Below are 15,805 nucleotides of genomic sequence, written 5' to 3'. Positions count from 1 at the left end.
CGCAAGCGGGGTCCGGGACCGGGAAAACCGCCGCGGCCCGCCTACAATTGCGGTTCTTATCCCACCCGAAGCAGACGAATGTACGAACCCATCCTCGACGCCCTGCGCCGCGGCGCCACCGCGGAGGCGTTGTCCGCCGCCGAGCAGGCCGTGGCCGCAGACCCGCAAGACGCTGCCGCGCATCGCCTGCACGCCGCCGCGCTGCGCCTGGGCGGCGACCGCGAAGGTGCGGTCGCGGCGATCGATCGCGCGATCGGCCTGGCCCCCGAGGATGCGCAGCTGCATCTGGAACGCGCCGGCGCGCTGCTCGACGGTCGTCAGCTCGACGAGGCCCAGGCCGCGCTCGCCACCGCGATCGGGCTCGACCCCAATCAGTTCCCGGCCTACATCGTCAAAGCCCACCTCGCGATCGCGCGCGGCGACCTCGATGAAGCCGAGCGTCTCGGCCGCATCGCGGCGCGCATCGCCCCAGGCCATCCGCAGGTCGCCGCCGTGGAAGGTTCGCTGGCGCTGCGCCGCGGCGACAACGACCGCGCCCTGACGGTGCTCAGCCAGGCCGCCTCGCTGGCGCCGGAAGACGCCCAGATCATCCATGCGCTCGCCTTCGCTTACCTCGCCAAAGGCCATCTGGCCTTCGCCGAGCAGGCTTTCCTGACCCTGGCCGAGCGTCAGCCCGAGCAGCCCACGCTGCAGCTGATGATCGCCGACCTGATGCGCCGCCAGCAGCGCTTCGGCGAAGCCGCCGACCGCGTCGCCGCGGTGGCCCAGCGCGAGGATGCCGGCTTCGGCGTGCAGCGTTGGCTCGGCGAGCTCGAACTCGACGCCGGCCGCCCCGAACGTGCGCTGCCGGCGCTGCGCTCGGCGCTGGCCGTCATCCCCGACGACCCGCGCACGCTCAACGCGATCATGGAAGCCTGGCGCCGCCTCGACGACGTCGACGATGCGCGCCGTACCCTCGAATCCGCGCTCGCCACCCACGCCGACCTGCCCAACCTGTGGCGCGCGCGCCTGGCCCTGGAGCCGTTCGCCGAAGCCGGCGCGATCGAAGTCATCGAGCGCTGGCAGCAGGCGATGCCCGATCACCTGGGCGCGCTGGAAGCGCGCGCGGCGGTGCACGATTACCTCGGCGAACGCGCCCAGGCCGAAGCCATCGCCCATCGCATCGTCGAGCTGCATCCCGGCGACGTGCGCGCCGAGATGCGCATCGTCCAGGGCCTGGCCGAGACCGATCCCGACGCCGCCGCCGAACGCATCGAACGCCTGATCAGCCTGTCGCCGGATCCCCTGGTCAAGCGCGAGTTGCGCCAGTTGCTCGGGCGCGCCTTCGACCTGGCCGGCCAGCCCGAAGCCGCGGCCGCGACCTGGGCCGAGCTGCATGCCGAAGTCATCGATCAGCGCCTGCCGCGCAACACCATCAGCCGTCGCAACGCCGCCGAATGGCCGGCGATGGCGCCGGTCGCCGACGGTGCCCAAGGCGTGCTGTTGCTGTGGGGTGCGCCGGGTTCGCGGGTCGAACGCTTCGCCCAGATGCTGACCGCAGTCGGTGCGCCGCTGTTGGTCGATCGCTACGGCGAGCAGCCGCCGACCGATCCGCTGCAGCGCTACGGCACGGTCGAGGAATTGCTCGCCGGCACCCTCGATCCGGCCTTCCTGGTCAAGATGTACCGCGCCGCCTTGCCCGCGCGCGGCGCCGCCGAAGGCCCGGTGTTCGACTGGCTGCTGTGGTGGGACAACGCTCTGCTGCGCGCGCTGCGTCCCTACCTGCCCGAAGCGATGATGCTGATCGCGGTGCGCGACCCGCGCGACATGCTGCTCGACTGGTTGGCCTTCGGCAGCACCACGCCGTACGCGCTGGAAACGCCCGAAGCCGGCGCGCGCTGGCTGGCCCAGACCCTGGACCAGGTCGTCGACCTGCACGAAGGCAATCTGTTCCCGCACAACCTGGTCAAGCTCGACGAGATCGTCGACGACCCGGGCGCGCTCGCCCAGGCCGTCGCCGACACCTTGCGCATCCAGGTGTCGCTGCCGAACGATCTGTCGCTCGGCGGCGTGCGTCTGGCGCCGGGCCGTTGGCGCGAGTACACCGGTCCGCTCGGCGAAGCCTTCGCCCTGCTCAAGCCGGTCGCCCGCCGCCTGGGCTATCCGGAAAACTGAGCCGAAGCGGCACGGCGCATCCGCCGGATGCGCCGTGCCGCCCTCCCTACCCACGACACGGACGCCGCGCTGACGGCGCCGTCGATGCAGGAGCCCGACATGCGTATCCACAGCAACAGTTTCGAGCACGGTAAGCGTCTGCCGGCCGAGTTCGCCGCCGGCCAGGCCACCGCCGAGGGTTTCGGCTTCGCCGCCAACCGCAATCCGCACCTGGCCTGGGACGGCGTGCCGGCCGGCACGCGCTCGTTCGCGCTGTTGTGCATCGACCCGGATGCGCCGACCGTGCCGGAGATGGTCGACCGCGACGACGTGCAGATCCCGGTCGACCAGGTGCGCGGCGATTTCTTCCACTGGGCGATGATCGATATCCCTGCCGCCGTCACCGAGATCGCCGCCGGCAGCTGCAGCGACGGCGTGACCGCGCACGGCAAGCAGAACCCGGCCGGTCCGGCGGGCGCGCGCCAGGGCATCAACGATTACACCGGCTGGTTCGTCGGCAACCCGGACATGGCCGGCGACTGGTACGGCTACGATGGCGCCTTCCCGCCGCCGAACGACCTGCGTCTGCACCGCTATTTCTTCCGCGTGTTCGCCCTCGACGTCGAGCGCCTCGAGGTGGATGCGCGTTTCACCGCCGGCGAGGTGCTGTACGCGATGCAGGGCCACGTGCTGGGCCAGGCCACGACCTATGCGACGTATGCGTTGAATCCGGCGGTCGCCGGCTGATCGACGGCGCACGGCATCGCCGCTGGGCGAGCGTGCATCGGCACCGGAGCGGCGCGCACCGCGATTGCGGGCGCGCTGTCGGTTGCCCTAGAGTCCGCCGAGGGGGCCCGCTTCGGGACCGACAGGGAGCACGACCGACATGGACGACAACCCGTATCACGCACCGCAGACCGACGTGCATGCGGACGAGCGGATGGCGAAGCTGGAGGCGGCGAGCTTCCTCCGGCGCTTCTTCAACTACTTCATCGATTTCATCGCCTGTTATGCGATCGGCTTCGTGCTGGCCTTCGCCTACCTTCTGTTCGCCGGGGAAGGCGCGCTGGCCTGGATGGAGCAGCCGAACCTGCTGCGCGACTACGCCATCGGCGTGGGCCTGATGCTGATCTACTACATCCCGCTCGAAGGCATGTTCGGCGTCACCGTGGGCAAGCTCATCACCGGCACCCGCGTGGTCGACGAGCAGGGGCGTCCGCCGAGTTGGGGGCAGGTGATCGGGCGCAGTGTCGCGCGCCTGATCCCGTTCGAGCCGTTTTCGGTGCTGTTCTCGGACAGTCGCCGTCCTGCCGGCTGGCACGACCGTCTGCCGAAGACCCTGGTGGTGCGGACGCGCTGAGCCCAGCGCGTCCGCAGTGGAGGCTTACGACTTCGGCGCCGGCACCAGTTCGCTCTCGACCACCATGTCGAGCACGTAGGCCACCGACGAAGCGTCGGCCGGCGGGTTCTTGATGTCGAACTTCTTGACCCGCACGACGTTGCGCACGCCGGCTTCGTGCTTGTAGCCCTCGATGTCCTGGTACAGGAACTGCCACTCGCCCGGCGCCTGCGACACGCCGTTGGCGTCGTAGCTGCGCTCGCGCACCCACAGGCACTGGTGCTTGGGCATCAGCGGATGCGGGCAGGTGCGGCGCTGCGCGTCGACCTCGAAGAACACGGTCGCGCCGGCGCTGCCGTAACGGGTTTCCGCGGTCGGCTCGCCACTGAGGCTCAGCTTGCTGCCCGAGGCGGTGGTCAGCAGCAGGCGCGGCTGCGGCGCCTCGCCTTCGATGGCGAACTTCGCGCTGCCTTCGAGCTGCTTGGAAATCTCGCTGTCCATTTGCATCAGGCGCTGGTCCTGGCAGGCCATCAGCGTGGTCTGGAACTGCTTGACTTCGATGCGGTCGCCCTTGAGCGCGTACATCGCACCGACGTGGTTGCAGCCGCCGGACACGCCGAGGCGGTCCTTGACGAAGCTCAGCTGCAGGCCGTACTTGCCTTCGCGCTGGAGCGCGGCGATCGGCTTGCCGGCGTTGTCGGTGGCCGAGTCGAGATTCCACTTGTAGCCGCCCAGGTCGATGGCGGAAGTCGCCGGCGCGGCATCGGCCGGCGCGGCGCTGTCGTGGGCGAGCTTGGCGGTGTCGCCGTTGCCGGTGTTGTGGGAAGGCGCGGCGCAGGCGGCAAGCAGGGCGAGCGACAGCGCGGCGGCGGACAAAACGAGGGGGCGAGTGATAGTCATGGGGCGCGATGATCCATTGTTTGCTGCGAAGACAGAATCAACGGCCGTGCGCGGGCCATGGGGTTGGCCGCGTTCAGCCGCGGGTCGGCCAGGGCCGATCATTGGGCGGATCATTGACCGACCGCTCCGCCTACACTGCCGTTCACATGGGTCGGTTCCGGGGCCGAGGGCGTGGCGTAGTCCAACGCATACGAGCTTACGAGCCGGCCGCGCAGCATCAGCGGGTAATGGCGAACATGGACGAGTTCGTGCGCCCCGGGTGAATGGCGATAGCCCTCGATAAGGCCGTAGAAGCGATGCCAATCCGAGGCCGACACCCGCCGGCCGAGGACGTAATGCAGCTCGCGCACCCACAGGCAACGGGATGCGGCGACCAGCAGGCCTTCGCAATCGACTTCTTTCGCCGCGACCTCGAGCGTCATCTCGACCGGCTTGCTGCCCCACAGCGCATCTGCGGTCTGCAAGACCAACTGGGTGCCGTTACGGCTGGTCAAGTGCAGGCGCTGGCGCACGCCCCGGCCCTCCAGGCGGTAGCGGTAAGGCGAGAGCAGGTATTCGTGGACCGCGATCGAAGTCGCCTGGGCGAGATGGTTGACACAGCCGAGGGCCTGTTGAACTTCATCGGACACCTCGAGGACATCGCCGCGCAGGCGATAGTTGCCGGACATTTCGCCGCAGTGCCCGTCGATCGTCAGGCGTCCGTCGTCGCCGAACTCGAAATGGATTTGCGAGAACGCGTTCGGCTGCAGCTCCGGCAGCGCGCGGCCGTCGGCCGCGGTCGCGAGCAGTATCTGCCAGCGATAGCCGACCAGGCCTTGCGGGCCCGGATCCGGTTTCGGCGGTGGCGGGCGCTGCGTCACCGCGGCCGAGCGTGCGTCGCCCGGTTTGGCGGTGGGTTCGGGCTCGGTCGCCGCCGCCGCCGAAGTATGGCCGGGCAGATCGCCGGCCCCGCTGCTGCAGGCGGCCGTGAGCAGGGCGGCGACCAGCGTCAGCAGAGGCGCACGGTAGCGATGGGTGGAAACGGAAGATGGCGTGGGCATGAGGGCCTCCTTGGCGAGATGGCATAGCCTGGGTCGCGCGTGCCGTCGCGCGCCATCGCCGAGGCGCGGACAAATGCGGGTTCGGTCACGTTGTCGAAGAAGGAAACAGCTCGCGCCCGCCCGCGTTTCAGCGCGCCGGCGCGGCCGGCAGGCCGATCAACTGCATGTGCGCGCCGTCGTCGGCCGTGAGGCGCAGGACCGGCGCGCGGCCGCGGGTGTCGATGGAGAAATGCGCGCCGATCAGGGGCTGGGCGAAAAAGGCGCGCTCCATCGCCGCGCCGCCGCGGCAGCCCGCCACGGTCTGCACCGCGTCGAGCCGTTCGTCGTGCACGATCCGTTCGCCTTCGACCCGATAGGCGCCGCTGATGGTGTTGCAGGCCCCTTTCACTCGATAGCTCTCGTCGCCGAAGCTCACATGCAGGCCGCGTCGACGCGCTCCGCGCAGCTCGCCGACGCGACGGCCCTGCGCATCGGTGGCCTCCAGCGGATACCAATCGAAGGCGCGCAACAAGCCGGCCTGGGTCTGCGGCAGCGGATACGTCGGGGCCGAGCGTTTCGACGCGACGGATGAGGACAGCGAACAGGCCGCGAGCGCCGCGGCGAGCGCTGCGGCAGAACAGATCCGGTGCATGCCGACTCCATGTCGAAGGGGATGCGCTGCGGGCACGACAGCGCCCGCGGCTCCTGGGCGAACGCGCCGTCGCGCCGCGCGGGGTTCAGGACTTCGGCTTGGCGAACTTTTGCGCCAGTTCGCGCTGGGCGCGCTCCAGGTCGAGGCGGCCGTCGCCGTCGTCTTCCTGCTCGCTTTCGTCGGCGAGCACGGCGTCGATATGCCCCAGCAGTTCCGCCGGGGTGACCACCGCGCACTGCATCGTCGTGTTCGGGAACACGCCGACGCCGAGGCCGGCTTCGGTCAGCGCCGGTGCGGCCTTCGCGCGCCAGGCTTCCAATTCGCGCAGCACCGGCGCATAGCCCTTGAGGTTCGGCGCGGCTGCCAGGGCGGCGCGCGCGGTGCCGGTCGAGGGCCATACCGGCAGCAGTTCCTGGCCGTCGGCGTCGAACAAGGTCAGGACGAATTCGCCGGATTCGGCGACCCACAACTGCCCGGTGCCTGCGATGGCCGCGACGAAGGCGGCGTAGCGCTCGGGTCCGGACAACTGCGCGTAGTCGAGCAACTCTTGTTCGGCGGCGCGATCTGCTTCGTTCATGGCGGCGGCTCCTGCCGGTGGGGCGATGCGATCAGCTACCGGAGGGCATCAACAGCAACAGCGCTGCGCCGAACACGAAGCGGTAGATCGCGAACGCGGTGAAACGGTGGGTCTGGATATAGCGCAACAGCCACTTCACCGCGATGAAGGCGGTCACCGCCGAGGCGACGAAGGCCACCGCGAGCGCGTTCCAGTCTTCGTTGGCCGCGGCGGGCGTGCCGAGCACGCCGAGCAGTTCGTAGCCACTGGCCGCGAACATGGTCGGGATGCCGATCAGGAAAGTGAACTCGGTCGCCGCGGCGCGGCTGGTGGTGCCGGCCAGCAGGGCGATGAAGATGGTCGCGCCCGAGCGCGAGGTGCCCGGGAACACGCCGGCGACGACCTGGGCGATGCCGACCAGGGTCGCAACGGTCCAGGTGATCTCGCTGCGTTCGCCGAGCGCGGCGGCGCGCTTGGCGGCGAAATGTTCGGCCGCGATCATCCACACACCGCCCAGCACCAACGCCCAGGCGATCGGCAGCACCTGGTCGGGCAGGGAGAAGCCGGCCTTCTTGACCGCGATGCCGAGCACCGCGGTTACGCCGAAGGCGAGGGCGAGCTTGAACAGGTAGTCGCGGTTGTCGCGCTGGCCGAAGCCGGTCGCCAACGTCCACAGCCGGCGCCAATAGATGACCACCACGGCCAGGATCGCGCCGGCCTGGATCGAGATGTTGAACAGGTCGGAGCGATGCCCGAGCCAGTGTTGCGCGATCAGCAGGTGGCCGGTGCTGGAGATCGGCAGGAATTCGGTGATGCCTTCGATGATGCCGAGAAGCAGGGCGGCGAGCAGGTCGGTCATTAGGGGCGGGGGTCTTGGGTCGGGGAGTCGGGACGCCGGCGGCGCGATCGGGGGTTCGCGGCGGCGCGCCAGAATAACGGAAAGCGTGCTGCACTAATTTGGTGCGATTGCTTGCTTCGTTGCGCTCATCTGGTGCGTTCTGTCGGCAGTGAATCGAGGATTCGCTTTTATTTCATTGACTTACCGGCGACTGAAAGTTGGCACGACGCTTGCTTCCCCAATAGGCAGGCGGCTTCAATGCCCTCGTGTTGCACGACTCTTTCACCCGACTCCCCATTCCCGGAACGAACATGTCTCTCGAACAGGTCGAAAAGCTCATCAAGGATCACAAGGTCGAATTCGTCGACCTGCGTTTCACCGACATGCGTGGCGTGCAGCACCACGTGACCTTCCCCAAGTCCATCGTCGAGCCCTCGCTGTTCGAAGACGGCAAGATGTTCGACGGTTCGTCGATCAGCGGCTGGAAGGGCATCAACGAGTCGGACATGATCCTGCTGCCGGATCCCTCGACTGCGTTCCTGGACCCGTTCACCGCCGATCCGACCGTCGTGCTGACCTGCGACATCCTCGACCCGGCGACCATGCAGGCCTACTCGCGCGATCCGCGCGGCGTCGCCAAGCGCGCCGAGGCCTACCTGAAGTCCAGCGGCGTCGCCGACCAGGCCTTCTTCGGCCCGGAACCCGAATTCTTCATCTTCGACTCGGTCCGTTACGCCAATGAGATGGGCCACACCTTCTTCCACATCGATTCGGAAGAAGCCGCCTGGAACTCGGGCAAGGAATACGAAGGCGGCAACAGCGGTTACCGTCCGGGCGTGAAGGGCGGTTATTTCCCGGTCGCCCCGCTCGACTCGCTGCACGACATCCGCGCCGAGATGTGCAAGACCCTCGAGCAGGTCGGCATCGAAGTCGAAGTGCACCACCACGAAGTCGCCAACGCCGGCCAGTGCGAGATCGGCACCAAGTTCAACTCGCTGGTCGCCAAGGCCGACGAGCTGTTGACGATGAAGTACATCATCAAGAACGTCGCCCACCGCAACGGCAAGACCGCGACCTTCATGCCCAAGCCGATCGTCGGCGACAACGGCAGCGGCATGCACGTGCACCAGTCCTTCGCCAAGGGCGGCGTCAACCTGTTCAGCGGCGACGGCTACGGCGGCCTGTCGCAGATGGCGCTGTGGTACATCGGCGGCGTGTTCAAGCACGCGCGCGCGATCAACGCCTTCACCAACTCGGGCACCAACAGCTACAAGCGCCTGGTGCCGGGCTACGAAGCACCGGTGATGCTGGCCTATTCGGCCCGCAACCGTTCGGCCAGCTGCCGCATTCCCTACGTGGCCAACCCGAAGGCGCGCCGCATCGAGATGCGCTTCCCCGACCCGATCCAGTCCGGCTACCTGACCTTCGCCGCGCTGATGATGGCCGGCCTGGACGGCATCAAGAACCAGATCGACCCGGGCGCGCCGAGCGACAAGGACCTGTACGACCTGCCGCCGGAAGAGGAGAAGGGCATCCCGACCGTGTGCCACTCGCTCGACCAGGCGCTCGAAGCGCTCGACAAGGACCGCGACTTCCTCAAGGCCGGCGGCGTGTTCACCGACGACTTCATCGACAGCTACATCTCGCTGAAGATGCAGGAAGTGACCAAGTTCCGCGCCGCGACGCATCCGCTCGAATACCAGATGTACTACGCGGTCTGATCACATGAGCGCCTACGCCTTGCCGCCACCCGCCTGCCGTCCCGATCGCCCGCGCCGCTTCGATGCGGCGCGGCGGGATGCCACGCGGCGGCGCGCGGACGCGATGCGCGACATGCGGTAACCAGCACACGGCCCGGGGCTAACGCTCCGGGCCGTGTCGCTTTCAGGGAAGACGAACCCACCCGGGCGACGCCACTCGCCCACGCCACCCGATATCGGCCTGAGGTCGACGTCGCGGGAGCGGCTTGCCCGAACAAACCCAGGGCACGCAGGGCAAAGTCCCGGACCGAAAACCGAAAACGAAGCAGAACGCAAACCCCGAAACCGAGAAACGATCGACCGACGCACTGCAGCCGACGCGACGAGTACGCAGCCATCGAGCCGCGACCGATCGACCCGCGCGGTGCCAGGACGACCGCACCGACAGGAGGACAGCCATTCGACGCAGGCGCGGACCGCAGAGTCCGCCCGCGCGTCCACCTCCGGCACGAGTACGACGAAGGCGTCGACGCGGCCGGAGCGCAACGAAGCAATGACCGGGGAGGGGCCACCGCTTATGAGGAGCCTGCGTCATGTCGTTACATCGCAAAACCGAACACGCCGGCGCCACCGCCGGTAAGACCGCGCTGGCCAAGGCGGCGCTCGCCACCGCGCTCGCGTTCGCCGCGCTCGCGGCCACGACCGCGCACGCCGGAACCTCGGGCTCGGTGAGCCTGACCAGCGACTACCTGTTCCGTGGGGTGTCGCAGAACAACCAGAACCCCGCCTTGCAGGGCGGTATCGAGTACGCGCACGACAGCGGTTTCTACGTCGGCGCCTGGGGCAGCAACGTCAGTTGGCTGTCGGACACCGTGGTGATCGGCGACGACATCTCCAACAGCCTCGAACTCGACGCTTACGCCGGTTACCGCGGCAAGGCCGGCGAGCTGTTCTCCTACGACGTCGGCGTGCTGACCTACTACTACCCCGGCGACTACCCGAGCGGCTTCAACAGCCCGGACACCACCGAGATCTACCTCGGCGGCACGCTGGCGCCGTCGGAGACGGTGTCGGTCGGGCTCAAATATTCCTATGCCGTGACCGACCTGTTCGGTTACGCCGATTCCGACGGCAGCGGTTACCTCGACGCCAACCTCAACTGGACTTTCCAGCCGGGCTGGACGCTCAACGTCCACGGCGGCAAGCAGTGGATCGAGCACAACAAGGATTTCGAGTACGCCGACTGGAAAGTGGGCGTGACCAAGAGCTTCGACAACGGCTTCTCGGTCGCCGCCGCCTACAGCGACACCGATGCCGAAGAAGCCTTCTACACCAATGCCCACGGCAACTTCCTGGCCGACGACGCCTTCACCCTGACCGTGAGCAAGGCGTTCTGAGCACGCCCCGCGCACGACCGCACACGAACCACCACGGAGCCGCGAGATGAAACTGATCATTGCCATCATCCGCCCGTTCAAGCTCGACGAGGTGCGCGAGGCGCTGACGGAAGTCGGCGTATCGGGCATCACCGTCACCGAAGTCAAAGGCTTCGGACGCCAGAAGGGCCACACCGAGTTGTACCGCGGCGCCGAGTACGTCGTCGATTTCCTGCCCAAGCTCAAGATCGAGTGCGCCGTCCCCGACAGCCTGCTCGATGCGGCCTTGGAGTCGATCCAGAATGCCGCGCGCACCGGCAAGGTCGGCGACGGAAAAATCATCGTCCTGCCGGTCGAGAACACGGTGCGCATCCGCACCGGCGAGCTCGACGACGACGCCCTGTGACCCTCCACGCGAGAAACGAAATGAAAGACACGACGATCGATTCCCGCTCGCGCGAGCGGATCACCCGCACCCTGGCCCTGACCGCCGCGCCGGCCCTGGCGCTGCTGTCGGCCGGCGCTGCGCACGCGCAGGAGGCCGCGGCCGCGCCCGTGGTCGACAAGGGCGATGTCGCCTGGATGCTGACCTCGACCCTGCTGGTGCTGCTGATGACCGTGCCGGGCCTGGCTCTGTTCTACGGCGGCCTGGTGCGCTCCAAGAACGTGCTGTCGGTGCTGATGCAGGTGTTGGCGGTGTTCTCGCTGATCGTCCTGCTGTGGGTGACCTACGGTTACTCGCTGGCCTTCGGCGGCGGCAACGCCTTCATCGGCACCTTCGACAAGTTGTTCCTCAAGGGCGTCGACAAGGCCTCGCTCGCGGCAACGTTCACCGCCGGCGTGTCGCTGCCGGAGTACGTCTTCATCGCCTTCCAGTCGACTTTCGCCGGCATCACCGGCGCCCTGATCGTCGGCGCCTTCGCCGAGCGCATCAAGTTCTCGGCGGTGCTGCTGTTCTCGGCGATCTGGTTCACCTTCGCCTACCTGCCGATCGCGCACATGGTCTGGTACGGGCCCGACGGTTACCTGTTCGCCAAGGGCGCGATCGATTTCGCCGGCGGCACGGTGGTGCACATCAACGCCGGCATCGCCGGTCTGGTCGGCGCCTACTTCGTCGGCAAGCGGGTGGGCTACGGGCGCGAGGCGATCAAGCCGCACAACGTCACCTTCACCATGATCGGCGCGTCGCTGCTGTGGGTGGGTTGGTTCGGCTTCAATGCCGGCTCCAACCTCGAAGCCACCGCCGGCGCGGCGCTGGCCTTCCTCAACACCTTGCTGGCGACGGCCGCGGCGGCGTTGGCCTGGAGCCTGGTAGAGAAGGTGATCAAGGGCAAGCCGTCGATGCTCGGCGGAGCCTCGGGCGTGGTCGCCGGTCTCGTCGCGATCACCCCGGCTTGCGGCACGGTCGGCCCGTTCGGCGCGATCGCGATCGGCGCGATCGCCGGTGCGGTCTGCGTGTGGGGCGTGCATGGCCTCAAGCGCCTGTTGCGCGCCGACGACGCCCTCGACGTGTTCGGCGTGCATGGCCTGGGCGGCATCATCGGCGCGCTACTGACCGGCGTGTTCAGTTCGCCCGCGCTTGGCGGCTTCGGCCTCGGCGCCGGCAACGAGACCATCGCCCAGCAGGTCGGCGTGCAGGCGCTGAGCGTCGGCATCACCGTGGTCTGGTCGGGCGTGGTCTCGGTGATCGCGTTCGCGATCGTCAAGCTGCTGGTGGGCTTACGCGTACCGGAGGAATCCGAGCGCGAAGGCCTCGACATCACCACCCATGGCGAGTCGGCTTACGAGAGCTGAGTTGGAGGAGAGAGGAACGAGTGACGAGGAACTAGGATCTAGGAGCGAAGAATGAGGAACGAGTGGGGCCCCAGACTGAACTGGTTTCCCGTTCCTCTCTTCTCGCCCCTGCTGCTAGACGCCGCACAGCCCCTCTCCCATTCACGGGAGAGGGGTTGGGGTGAGGACCGCCATCGGCAAGGAAATCCCGGATTCGGCCATTGCCACGGTCCGCACCCGGGCCTAGCATCGGCCGTATGCACATCACCCCGCTCAGCGAAGGCGCATCGCTCTGCACGGTCGATTACCGCTGCGGGGCCGGTCCACAGGATGCGCCCTTCGTCGAGCGCCATCGCAGCCATTGCATCTCCTACGTCCGCCGCGGCAGCTTCGGTTATCGCGTGCGCGGAGAGGCCTACGAGCTCGTCGCCGGCAGTCTGTTGATCGGCCACGCCGGCGACGAATTCCTGTGCACCCACGAGCATCACGGCTGCGGCGACGAATGCCTGTCGTTCCATCTGTCGCCCGAACTCGTCGACGAACTCGGTGCACACAGCGCGCTGTGGCGTGCCGGCGGCGTGCCGCCCTTGCCGGAGTTGATGGTCTGGGGCGAACTCGCCCAGGCCGCGGCCGAAGGGCGCAGCGACCTTGGCGTCGACGAAGTCGGCCTGCTGCTGGCGCGGCGTTGCGTCGACACCGTCGAAGGTACGGCCAGTACGCGGCCACGGCCGCGCGCCGCCGACCGCCGCCGCGCGGTCGAGGCGGCGATGTGGCTGGACGCGAATGCGCATCGCGCCGTCGGCCTGGACGACGGCGCGCGCATCGCCGGGCTCAGCGCCTTCCATTTCCTGCGCCTGTTCGCCGACGCGCTCGGCGTCACCCCGCACCAGTACCTGTTGCGCGCGCGCCTGCGCCGCGCCGCCTCGATGCTGGCCGACCCGCAGCGGGCGATCACCGAGGTGGCCTACGACAGCGGTTTTGCCGACCTGTCCAACTTCAGCCGCAGCTTTCATCGCGCTGCGGGCGTCTCGCCGCGCCGGTTCCGCCAGGCGGCGCGCGGCGACCGCAAGATTTTCCAAGAACGCATCGGCCGCATCGTCGCAAGCTGACCTCCCTTCAAGGAGGTTATGCCATGTACGACCATATCGGTTTGAAGGTGCGCGATCTCGCCGCCAGCCTGAAGTTCTACCGTGCCGCACTGAAGCCGCTCGGCCATGTCGTCGGCTCCAGCGACGACAGCGGCGCCGGGCTCGGCCCGAAGGATGCGCCGGCGTTGTGGCTGTATCCCGACGCCGATGCGCGCGGCGGCGCGCATGTCGCTTTCCGCGCCGCAAGCCGCGCCGCCGTCGACGGCTTCCATCGCGATGGCGTCAAGGCCGGCGGCCGCGATAACGGTGGCGCCGGTTTGCGCGAGGACTATGGCGCAGGTTATTACGCCGCCTTTCTGCTCGATCCCGACGGCCACAACGTCGAAGCGGTGTACATGGAATAAGCCGGCGAGACGGCCATCGCCGCGCGGCGGATCGCCCGCGGTCGGGTACGACATGGCTGATGCGGCAAGGTCGTCGACACGACCGTGGCCGGACGGCCGATGCGCCGCGCCCGCGGTGCACGCGCTCAATTCGTGTCGGCGAATCGTCCGCCGCGCCTTGCCGCGCCACTCTCGGTTGCAACTTTCCAATGGCGAAAAAACCGCCGGGCAAAGTCTTCACGCGTGGCGTCGCAACTCGAACGAACCCGCGCGAACCGCGCCCGCGCAAGCGACTCGTTCAGCCAGCGCGCGATGCCTGCGAGCGAATCCCGTATCCATCCGGCGGGTTCACGAATGCGGTGTGATGCAGATGCATTTGCGCCTTGCGCGCGCGGCATGAGCGCCTAGGCTGCCTAGCGCGGACATAGCGCTGTGTCCGCTCCACGTCCGGACGCGCTCGCGCTAGGCAGCAGTCCCTCCAACAGTCGATCGCGAGAGAGAACCAGGACGGTTCCGCCGCATTGTGCGGCTTACGAAACCTCACGGGAGTTTCGCAATGTCTCAGCCATCAAAGTCCAAGCTCCGCCGGCATGCGCTGGCGGTCGCCACCGTATCCATCCTGCTCGCCGCGCCGGCCTTCGCCGCCGACCGCGTCAACCTCAGCAGCCTCGATCCCGACCGGCCGGTCGCCGGCTTCGTCGTCGCCTATAAGTCGGGTGCGCCGAAAGCCCTGGATTTCCAGCGCGAACTCAGCACCGCCATCGGCACCCTGGGGCAGAAGAACCTGACCATCAAGCACGCCGGCCCGGTCTCGACCGGCGCAGAGCTGATCGAAGTCAGCCGTCCGCTCGACGTGGTCGAAGCGACCACGCTGATGCAGCAGATCGCCGCCAACCCCGATGTCGAATACGTCGAGCCGAACTCGATCTTCCAGCCGATCCTGACCCCGAACGATCCCAGCTATCCCTCGCAGTACGGCCTGCACGGCGCCGCCGGCGGCATCCGCGCCAACACCGCCTGGGACAACGGTTTTCAGGGCCAGGGCAAGATCATCGCGGTGATCGACACCGGCATCACCACGCATCCCGACCTCGCCGCCAACCTGACCACGCCGACCGGCTACGACTTCATCACCAACGTCACTACCGCCAACGACGGCAGCGCCCGCGACAGCAATCCGGCCGACCCGGGCGATTGGTGCGGCACCAACCCGTCGAGCTGGCACGGCACCCACGTCACCGGCATCGCCGCGGCGGTCACCAACAACCAGACCGGCGTGGCCGGCACCGCGTTCCGCTCCAAGGTGCTGACCGCGCGCGCGCTCGGCAAGTGCGGCGGCACCCTGGTCGACATCGCCGATGCAATCACCTGGGCGTCGGGCGGCACCGTCGCCGGCGTGCCCGCGGTCGGCGCCAACAAGGCGGTGGTCATCAACCTCAGCCTCGGCGGCAGCGGCACCTGCAGTTCGACCTTCCAGAACGCGATCAACGGCGCGGTGCAGCGCGGCGTGACCGTGGTGGTGGCGGCCGGCAACAGCAACGCCAACGCCGCCAACTTCCAGCCGGCGAGTTGCCAGAACGTAATCACCGTCGGCGCCAGCACCTCGGCCGGAGGTAAGGCCAGCTTCTCGAACTGGGGCACCACCAGCGTGGTCGACGTGGCGGCGCCGGGCGTGGGGATTTTGTCCACGCTCAACACCGGCGCGACCACGCCGGGCGCACCCAGCTACGCGAACTACAACGGCACCTCGATGGCGGCACCGTTCGTGGCCGGCGTGGTCGCGTTGATGCAGTCCAAGCCGGCGCCCGACGAAGTGCCGGCGGTGATCGAACGCCTGATCAAGGCCACCGCGCGTCCGTTCCCGATCCCGCCGGTGCCGCCGCAGTTGATCGGTACCGGCATCGTCAACGCCGATGCGGCCACCGACGCGATGCCGTAACCGCATCTCTCGTTCGCAAGGCAGTGCCAGGAACCCCGGCTTAGGCCGGGGTTCTTCGTTGGCGCGGCGCCGTGCGCGCGCGCGTGATGCATTGCGCAAACCCGTGCGC

General features: G+C 68.2%; 14 protein-coding genes and 1 pseudogene. 10 read left to right on the top strand and 5 right to left on the bottom strand.

What is annotated here, in order from left to right:
• Positions 1–78 precede the first annotated feature (78 nt).
• The 3 genes from LC490_RS00140 to LC490_RS00130 all read left to right on the top strand — a co-directional run bounded on the left by LC490_RS00140 (position 79) and on the right by LC490_RS00130 (position 3,493).
• Positions 79–2,154 carry a tetratricopeptide repeat protein gene (locus tag LC490_RS00140; protein WP_223618819.1) on the top strand — a complete coding sequence of 692 codons (2,076 nt, stop codon included), beginning with the start codon at positions 79–81 and terminating at the stop codon, positions 2,152–2,154.
• A 99-nt stretch (positions 2,155–2,253) separates the two neighbouring features.
• Positions 2,254–2,880, top strand: coding sequence for a YbhB/YbcL family Raf kinase inhibitor-like protein (locus LC490_RS00135; protein WP_223618818.1), 627 nt, complete (start codon positions 2,254–2,256; stop codon positions 2,878–2,880).
• 139 nt (positions 2,881–3,019) lie between these two features.
• The gene (locus LC490_RS00130; protein ID WP_051885217.1) at positions 3,020–3,493 is read left to right on the top strand and encodes an RDD family protein; all 474 of its coding nucleotides are present in this window, start codon (positions 3,020–3,022) and stop codon (positions 3,491–3,493) included.
• A gap of 24 nt (positions 3,494–3,517) precedes the next feature.
• On the opposite strand, the gene LC490_RS00125 is transcribed toward LC490_RS00130, so the two are convergent.
• The 5 genes from LC490_RS00125 to LC490_RS00105 all read right to left on the bottom strand — a co-directional run bounded on the left by LC490_RS00125 (position 3,518) and on the right by LC490_RS00105 (position 7,458).
• On the bottom strand, positions 3,518–4,372 hold the full coding sequence (locus LC490_RS00125; RefSeq protein WP_223618817.1) for an META and DUF4377 domain-containing protein: 855 nt from the start codon (positions 4,370–4,372) through the stop codon (positions 3,518–3,520).
• Positions 4,373–4,482: 110 nt separating this feature from the next.
• Positions 4,483–5,412: a DUF4377 domain-containing protein gene (locus tag LC490_RS00120; protein WP_223618816.1), complete on the bottom strand. Its 930-nt coding sequence runs from the start codon at positions 5,410–5,412 to the stop codon at positions 4,483–4,485.
• Between the two features lie 127 nt (positions 5,413–5,539).
• Entirely contained in the window at positions 5,540–6,043 is a 504-nt protein-coding gene (locus tag LC490_RS00115; RefSeq protein WP_223618815.1) for an META domain-containing protein, read from the bottom strand.
• An 85-nt stretch (positions 6,044–6,128) separates the two neighbouring features.
• Entirely contained in the window at positions 6,129–6,620 is a 492-nt protein-coding gene (locus LC490_RS00110) for a DUF2750 domain-containing protein (protein WP_031373123.1), read from the bottom strand.
• Positions 6,621–6,651: 31 nt separating this feature from the next.
• Positions 6,652–7,458, bottom strand: coding sequence for an undecaprenyl-diphosphate phosphatase (locus tag LC490_RS00105; protein WP_031373124.1), 807 nt, complete (start codon positions 7,456–7,458; stop codon positions 6,652–6,654).
• Between the two features lie 290 nt (positions 7,459–7,748).
• Here LC490_RS00105 and glnA point away from each other — a divergent pair, with 290 nt between their 5' ends.
• From glnA to LC490_RS00070, 7 genes and pseudogenes are all read left to right on the top strand, one after another.
• On the top strand, positions 7,749–9,158 hold the full coding sequence (glnA, locus tag LC490_RS00100; RefSeq protein ID WP_031373125.1) for a type I glutamate--ammonia ligase: 1,410 nt from the start codon (positions 7,749–7,751) through the stop codon (positions 9,156–9,158).
• A gap of 572 nt (positions 9,159–9,730) precedes the next feature.
• The gene (locus LC490_RS00095) at positions 9,731–10,534 is read left to right on the top strand and encodes a TorF family putative porin (RefSeq protein WP_223618814.1); all 804 of its coding nucleotides are present in this window, start codon (positions 9,731–9,733) and stop codon (positions 10,532–10,534) included.
• Positions 10,535–10,580: 46 nt separating this feature from the next.
• Positions 10,581–10,919, top strand: a complete 339-nt coding sequence (locus LC490_RS00090; RefSeq protein WP_031373127.1) for a P-II family nitrogen regulator — start codon at positions 10,581–10,583, stop codon at positions 10,917–10,919.
• Between the two features lie 140 nt (positions 10,920–11,059).
• Positions 11,060–12,307: pseudogene (locus LC490_RS00085) on the top strand (ammonium transporter); the annotation flags it as partial.
• 236 nt (positions 12,308–12,543) lie between these two features.
• Positions 12,544–13,395 carry an AraC family transcriptional regulator gene (locus tag LC490_RS00080; RefSeq protein WP_031373129.1) on the top strand — a complete coding sequence of 284 codons (852 nt, stop codon included), beginning with the start codon at positions 12,544–12,546 and terminating at the stop codon, positions 13,393–13,395.
• 23 nt (positions 13,396–13,418) lie between these two features.
• Positions 13,419–13,778 carry a VOC family protein gene (locus tag LC490_RS00075; RefSeq protein WP_223618813.1) on the top strand — a complete coding sequence of 120 codons (360 nt, stop codon included), beginning with the start codon at positions 13,419–13,421 and terminating at the stop codon, positions 13,776–13,778.
• Positions 13,779–14,313: 535 nt separating this feature from the next.
• The gene (locus LC490_RS00070; RefSeq protein ID WP_031373131.1) at positions 14,314–15,696 is read left to right on the top strand and encodes a S8 family peptidase; all 1,383 of its coding nucleotides are present in this window, start codon (positions 14,314–14,316) and stop codon (positions 15,694–15,696) included.
• The last annotated feature ends 109 nt before the right edge of the window (positions 15,697–15,805 follow it).

This window comes from Lysobacter sp. ESA13C, from assembly GCF_019970005.1.
Taxonomy (GTDB): domain Bacteria; phylum Pseudomonadota; class Gammaproteobacteria; order Xanthomonadales; family Xanthomonadaceae; genus Lysobacter; species Lysobacter antibioticus_B.
Note: the sequence above shows the minus strand (reverse complement) of the source record. Positions and strands in the feature narration are given on the sequence as shown.

Bases quoted from the DNA above. Each gene is read 5' to 3' on its own strand.
- LC490_RS00095 (WP_223618814.1), top strand. From the start codon at position 9,731: ATGTCGTTACATCGCAAAACCGAACACGCCGGCGCCACCGCCGGTAAG.
- LC490_RS00140 (WP_223618819.1), top strand. From the start codon at position 79: ATGTACGAACCCATCCTCGACGCCCTGCGCCGCGGCGCCACCGCGGAG.
- LC490_RS00090 (WP_031373127.1), top strand. From the start codon at position 10,581: ATGAAACTGATCATTGCCATCATCCGCCCGTTCAAGCTCGACGAGGTG.
- LC490_RS00105 (WP_031373124.1), bottom strand. From the start codon at position 7,458: ATGACCGACCTGCTCGCCGCCCTGCTTCTCGGCATCATCGAAGGCATC.
- LC490_RS00080 (WP_031373129.1), top strand. From the start codon at position 12,544: ATGCACATCACCCCGCTCAGCGAAGGCGCATCGCTCTGCACGGTCGAT.
- LC490_RS00075 (WP_223618813.1), top strand. From the start codon at position 13,419: ATGTACGACCATATCGGTTTGAAGGTGCGCGATCTCGCCGCCAGCCTG.
- LC490_RS00115 (WP_223618815.1), bottom strand. From the start codon at position 6,043: ATGCACCGGATCTGTTCTGCCGCAGCGCTCGCCGCGGCGCTCGCGGCC.
- LC490_RS00110 (WP_031373123.1), bottom strand. From the start codon at position 6,620: ATGAACGAAGCAGATCGCGCCGCCGAACAAGAGTTGCTCGACTACGCG.
- glnA (WP_031373125.1), top strand. From the start codon at position 7,749: ATGTCTCTCGAACAGGTCGAAAAGCTCATCAAGGATCACAAGGTCGAA.
- LC490_RS00120 (WP_223618816.1), bottom strand. From the start codon at position 5,412: ATGCCCACGCCATCTTCCGTTTCCACCCATCGCTACCGTGCGCCTCTG.
- LC490_RS00135 (WP_223618818.1), top strand. From the start codon at position 2,254: ATGCGTATCCACAGCAACAGTTTCGAGCACGGTAAGCGTCTGCCGGCC.
- LC490_RS00125 (WP_223618817.1), bottom strand. From the start codon at position 4,372: ATGACTATCACTCGCCCCCTCGTTTTGTCCGCCGCCGCGCTGTCGCTC.
- LC490_RS00130 (WP_051885217.1), top strand. From the start codon at position 3,020: ATGGACGACAACCCGTATCACGCACCGCAGACCGACGTGCATGCGGAC.
- LC490_RS00070 (WP_031373131.1), top strand. From the start codon at position 14,314: ATGTCTCAGCCATCAAAGTCCAAGCTCCGCCGGCATGCGCTGGCGGTC.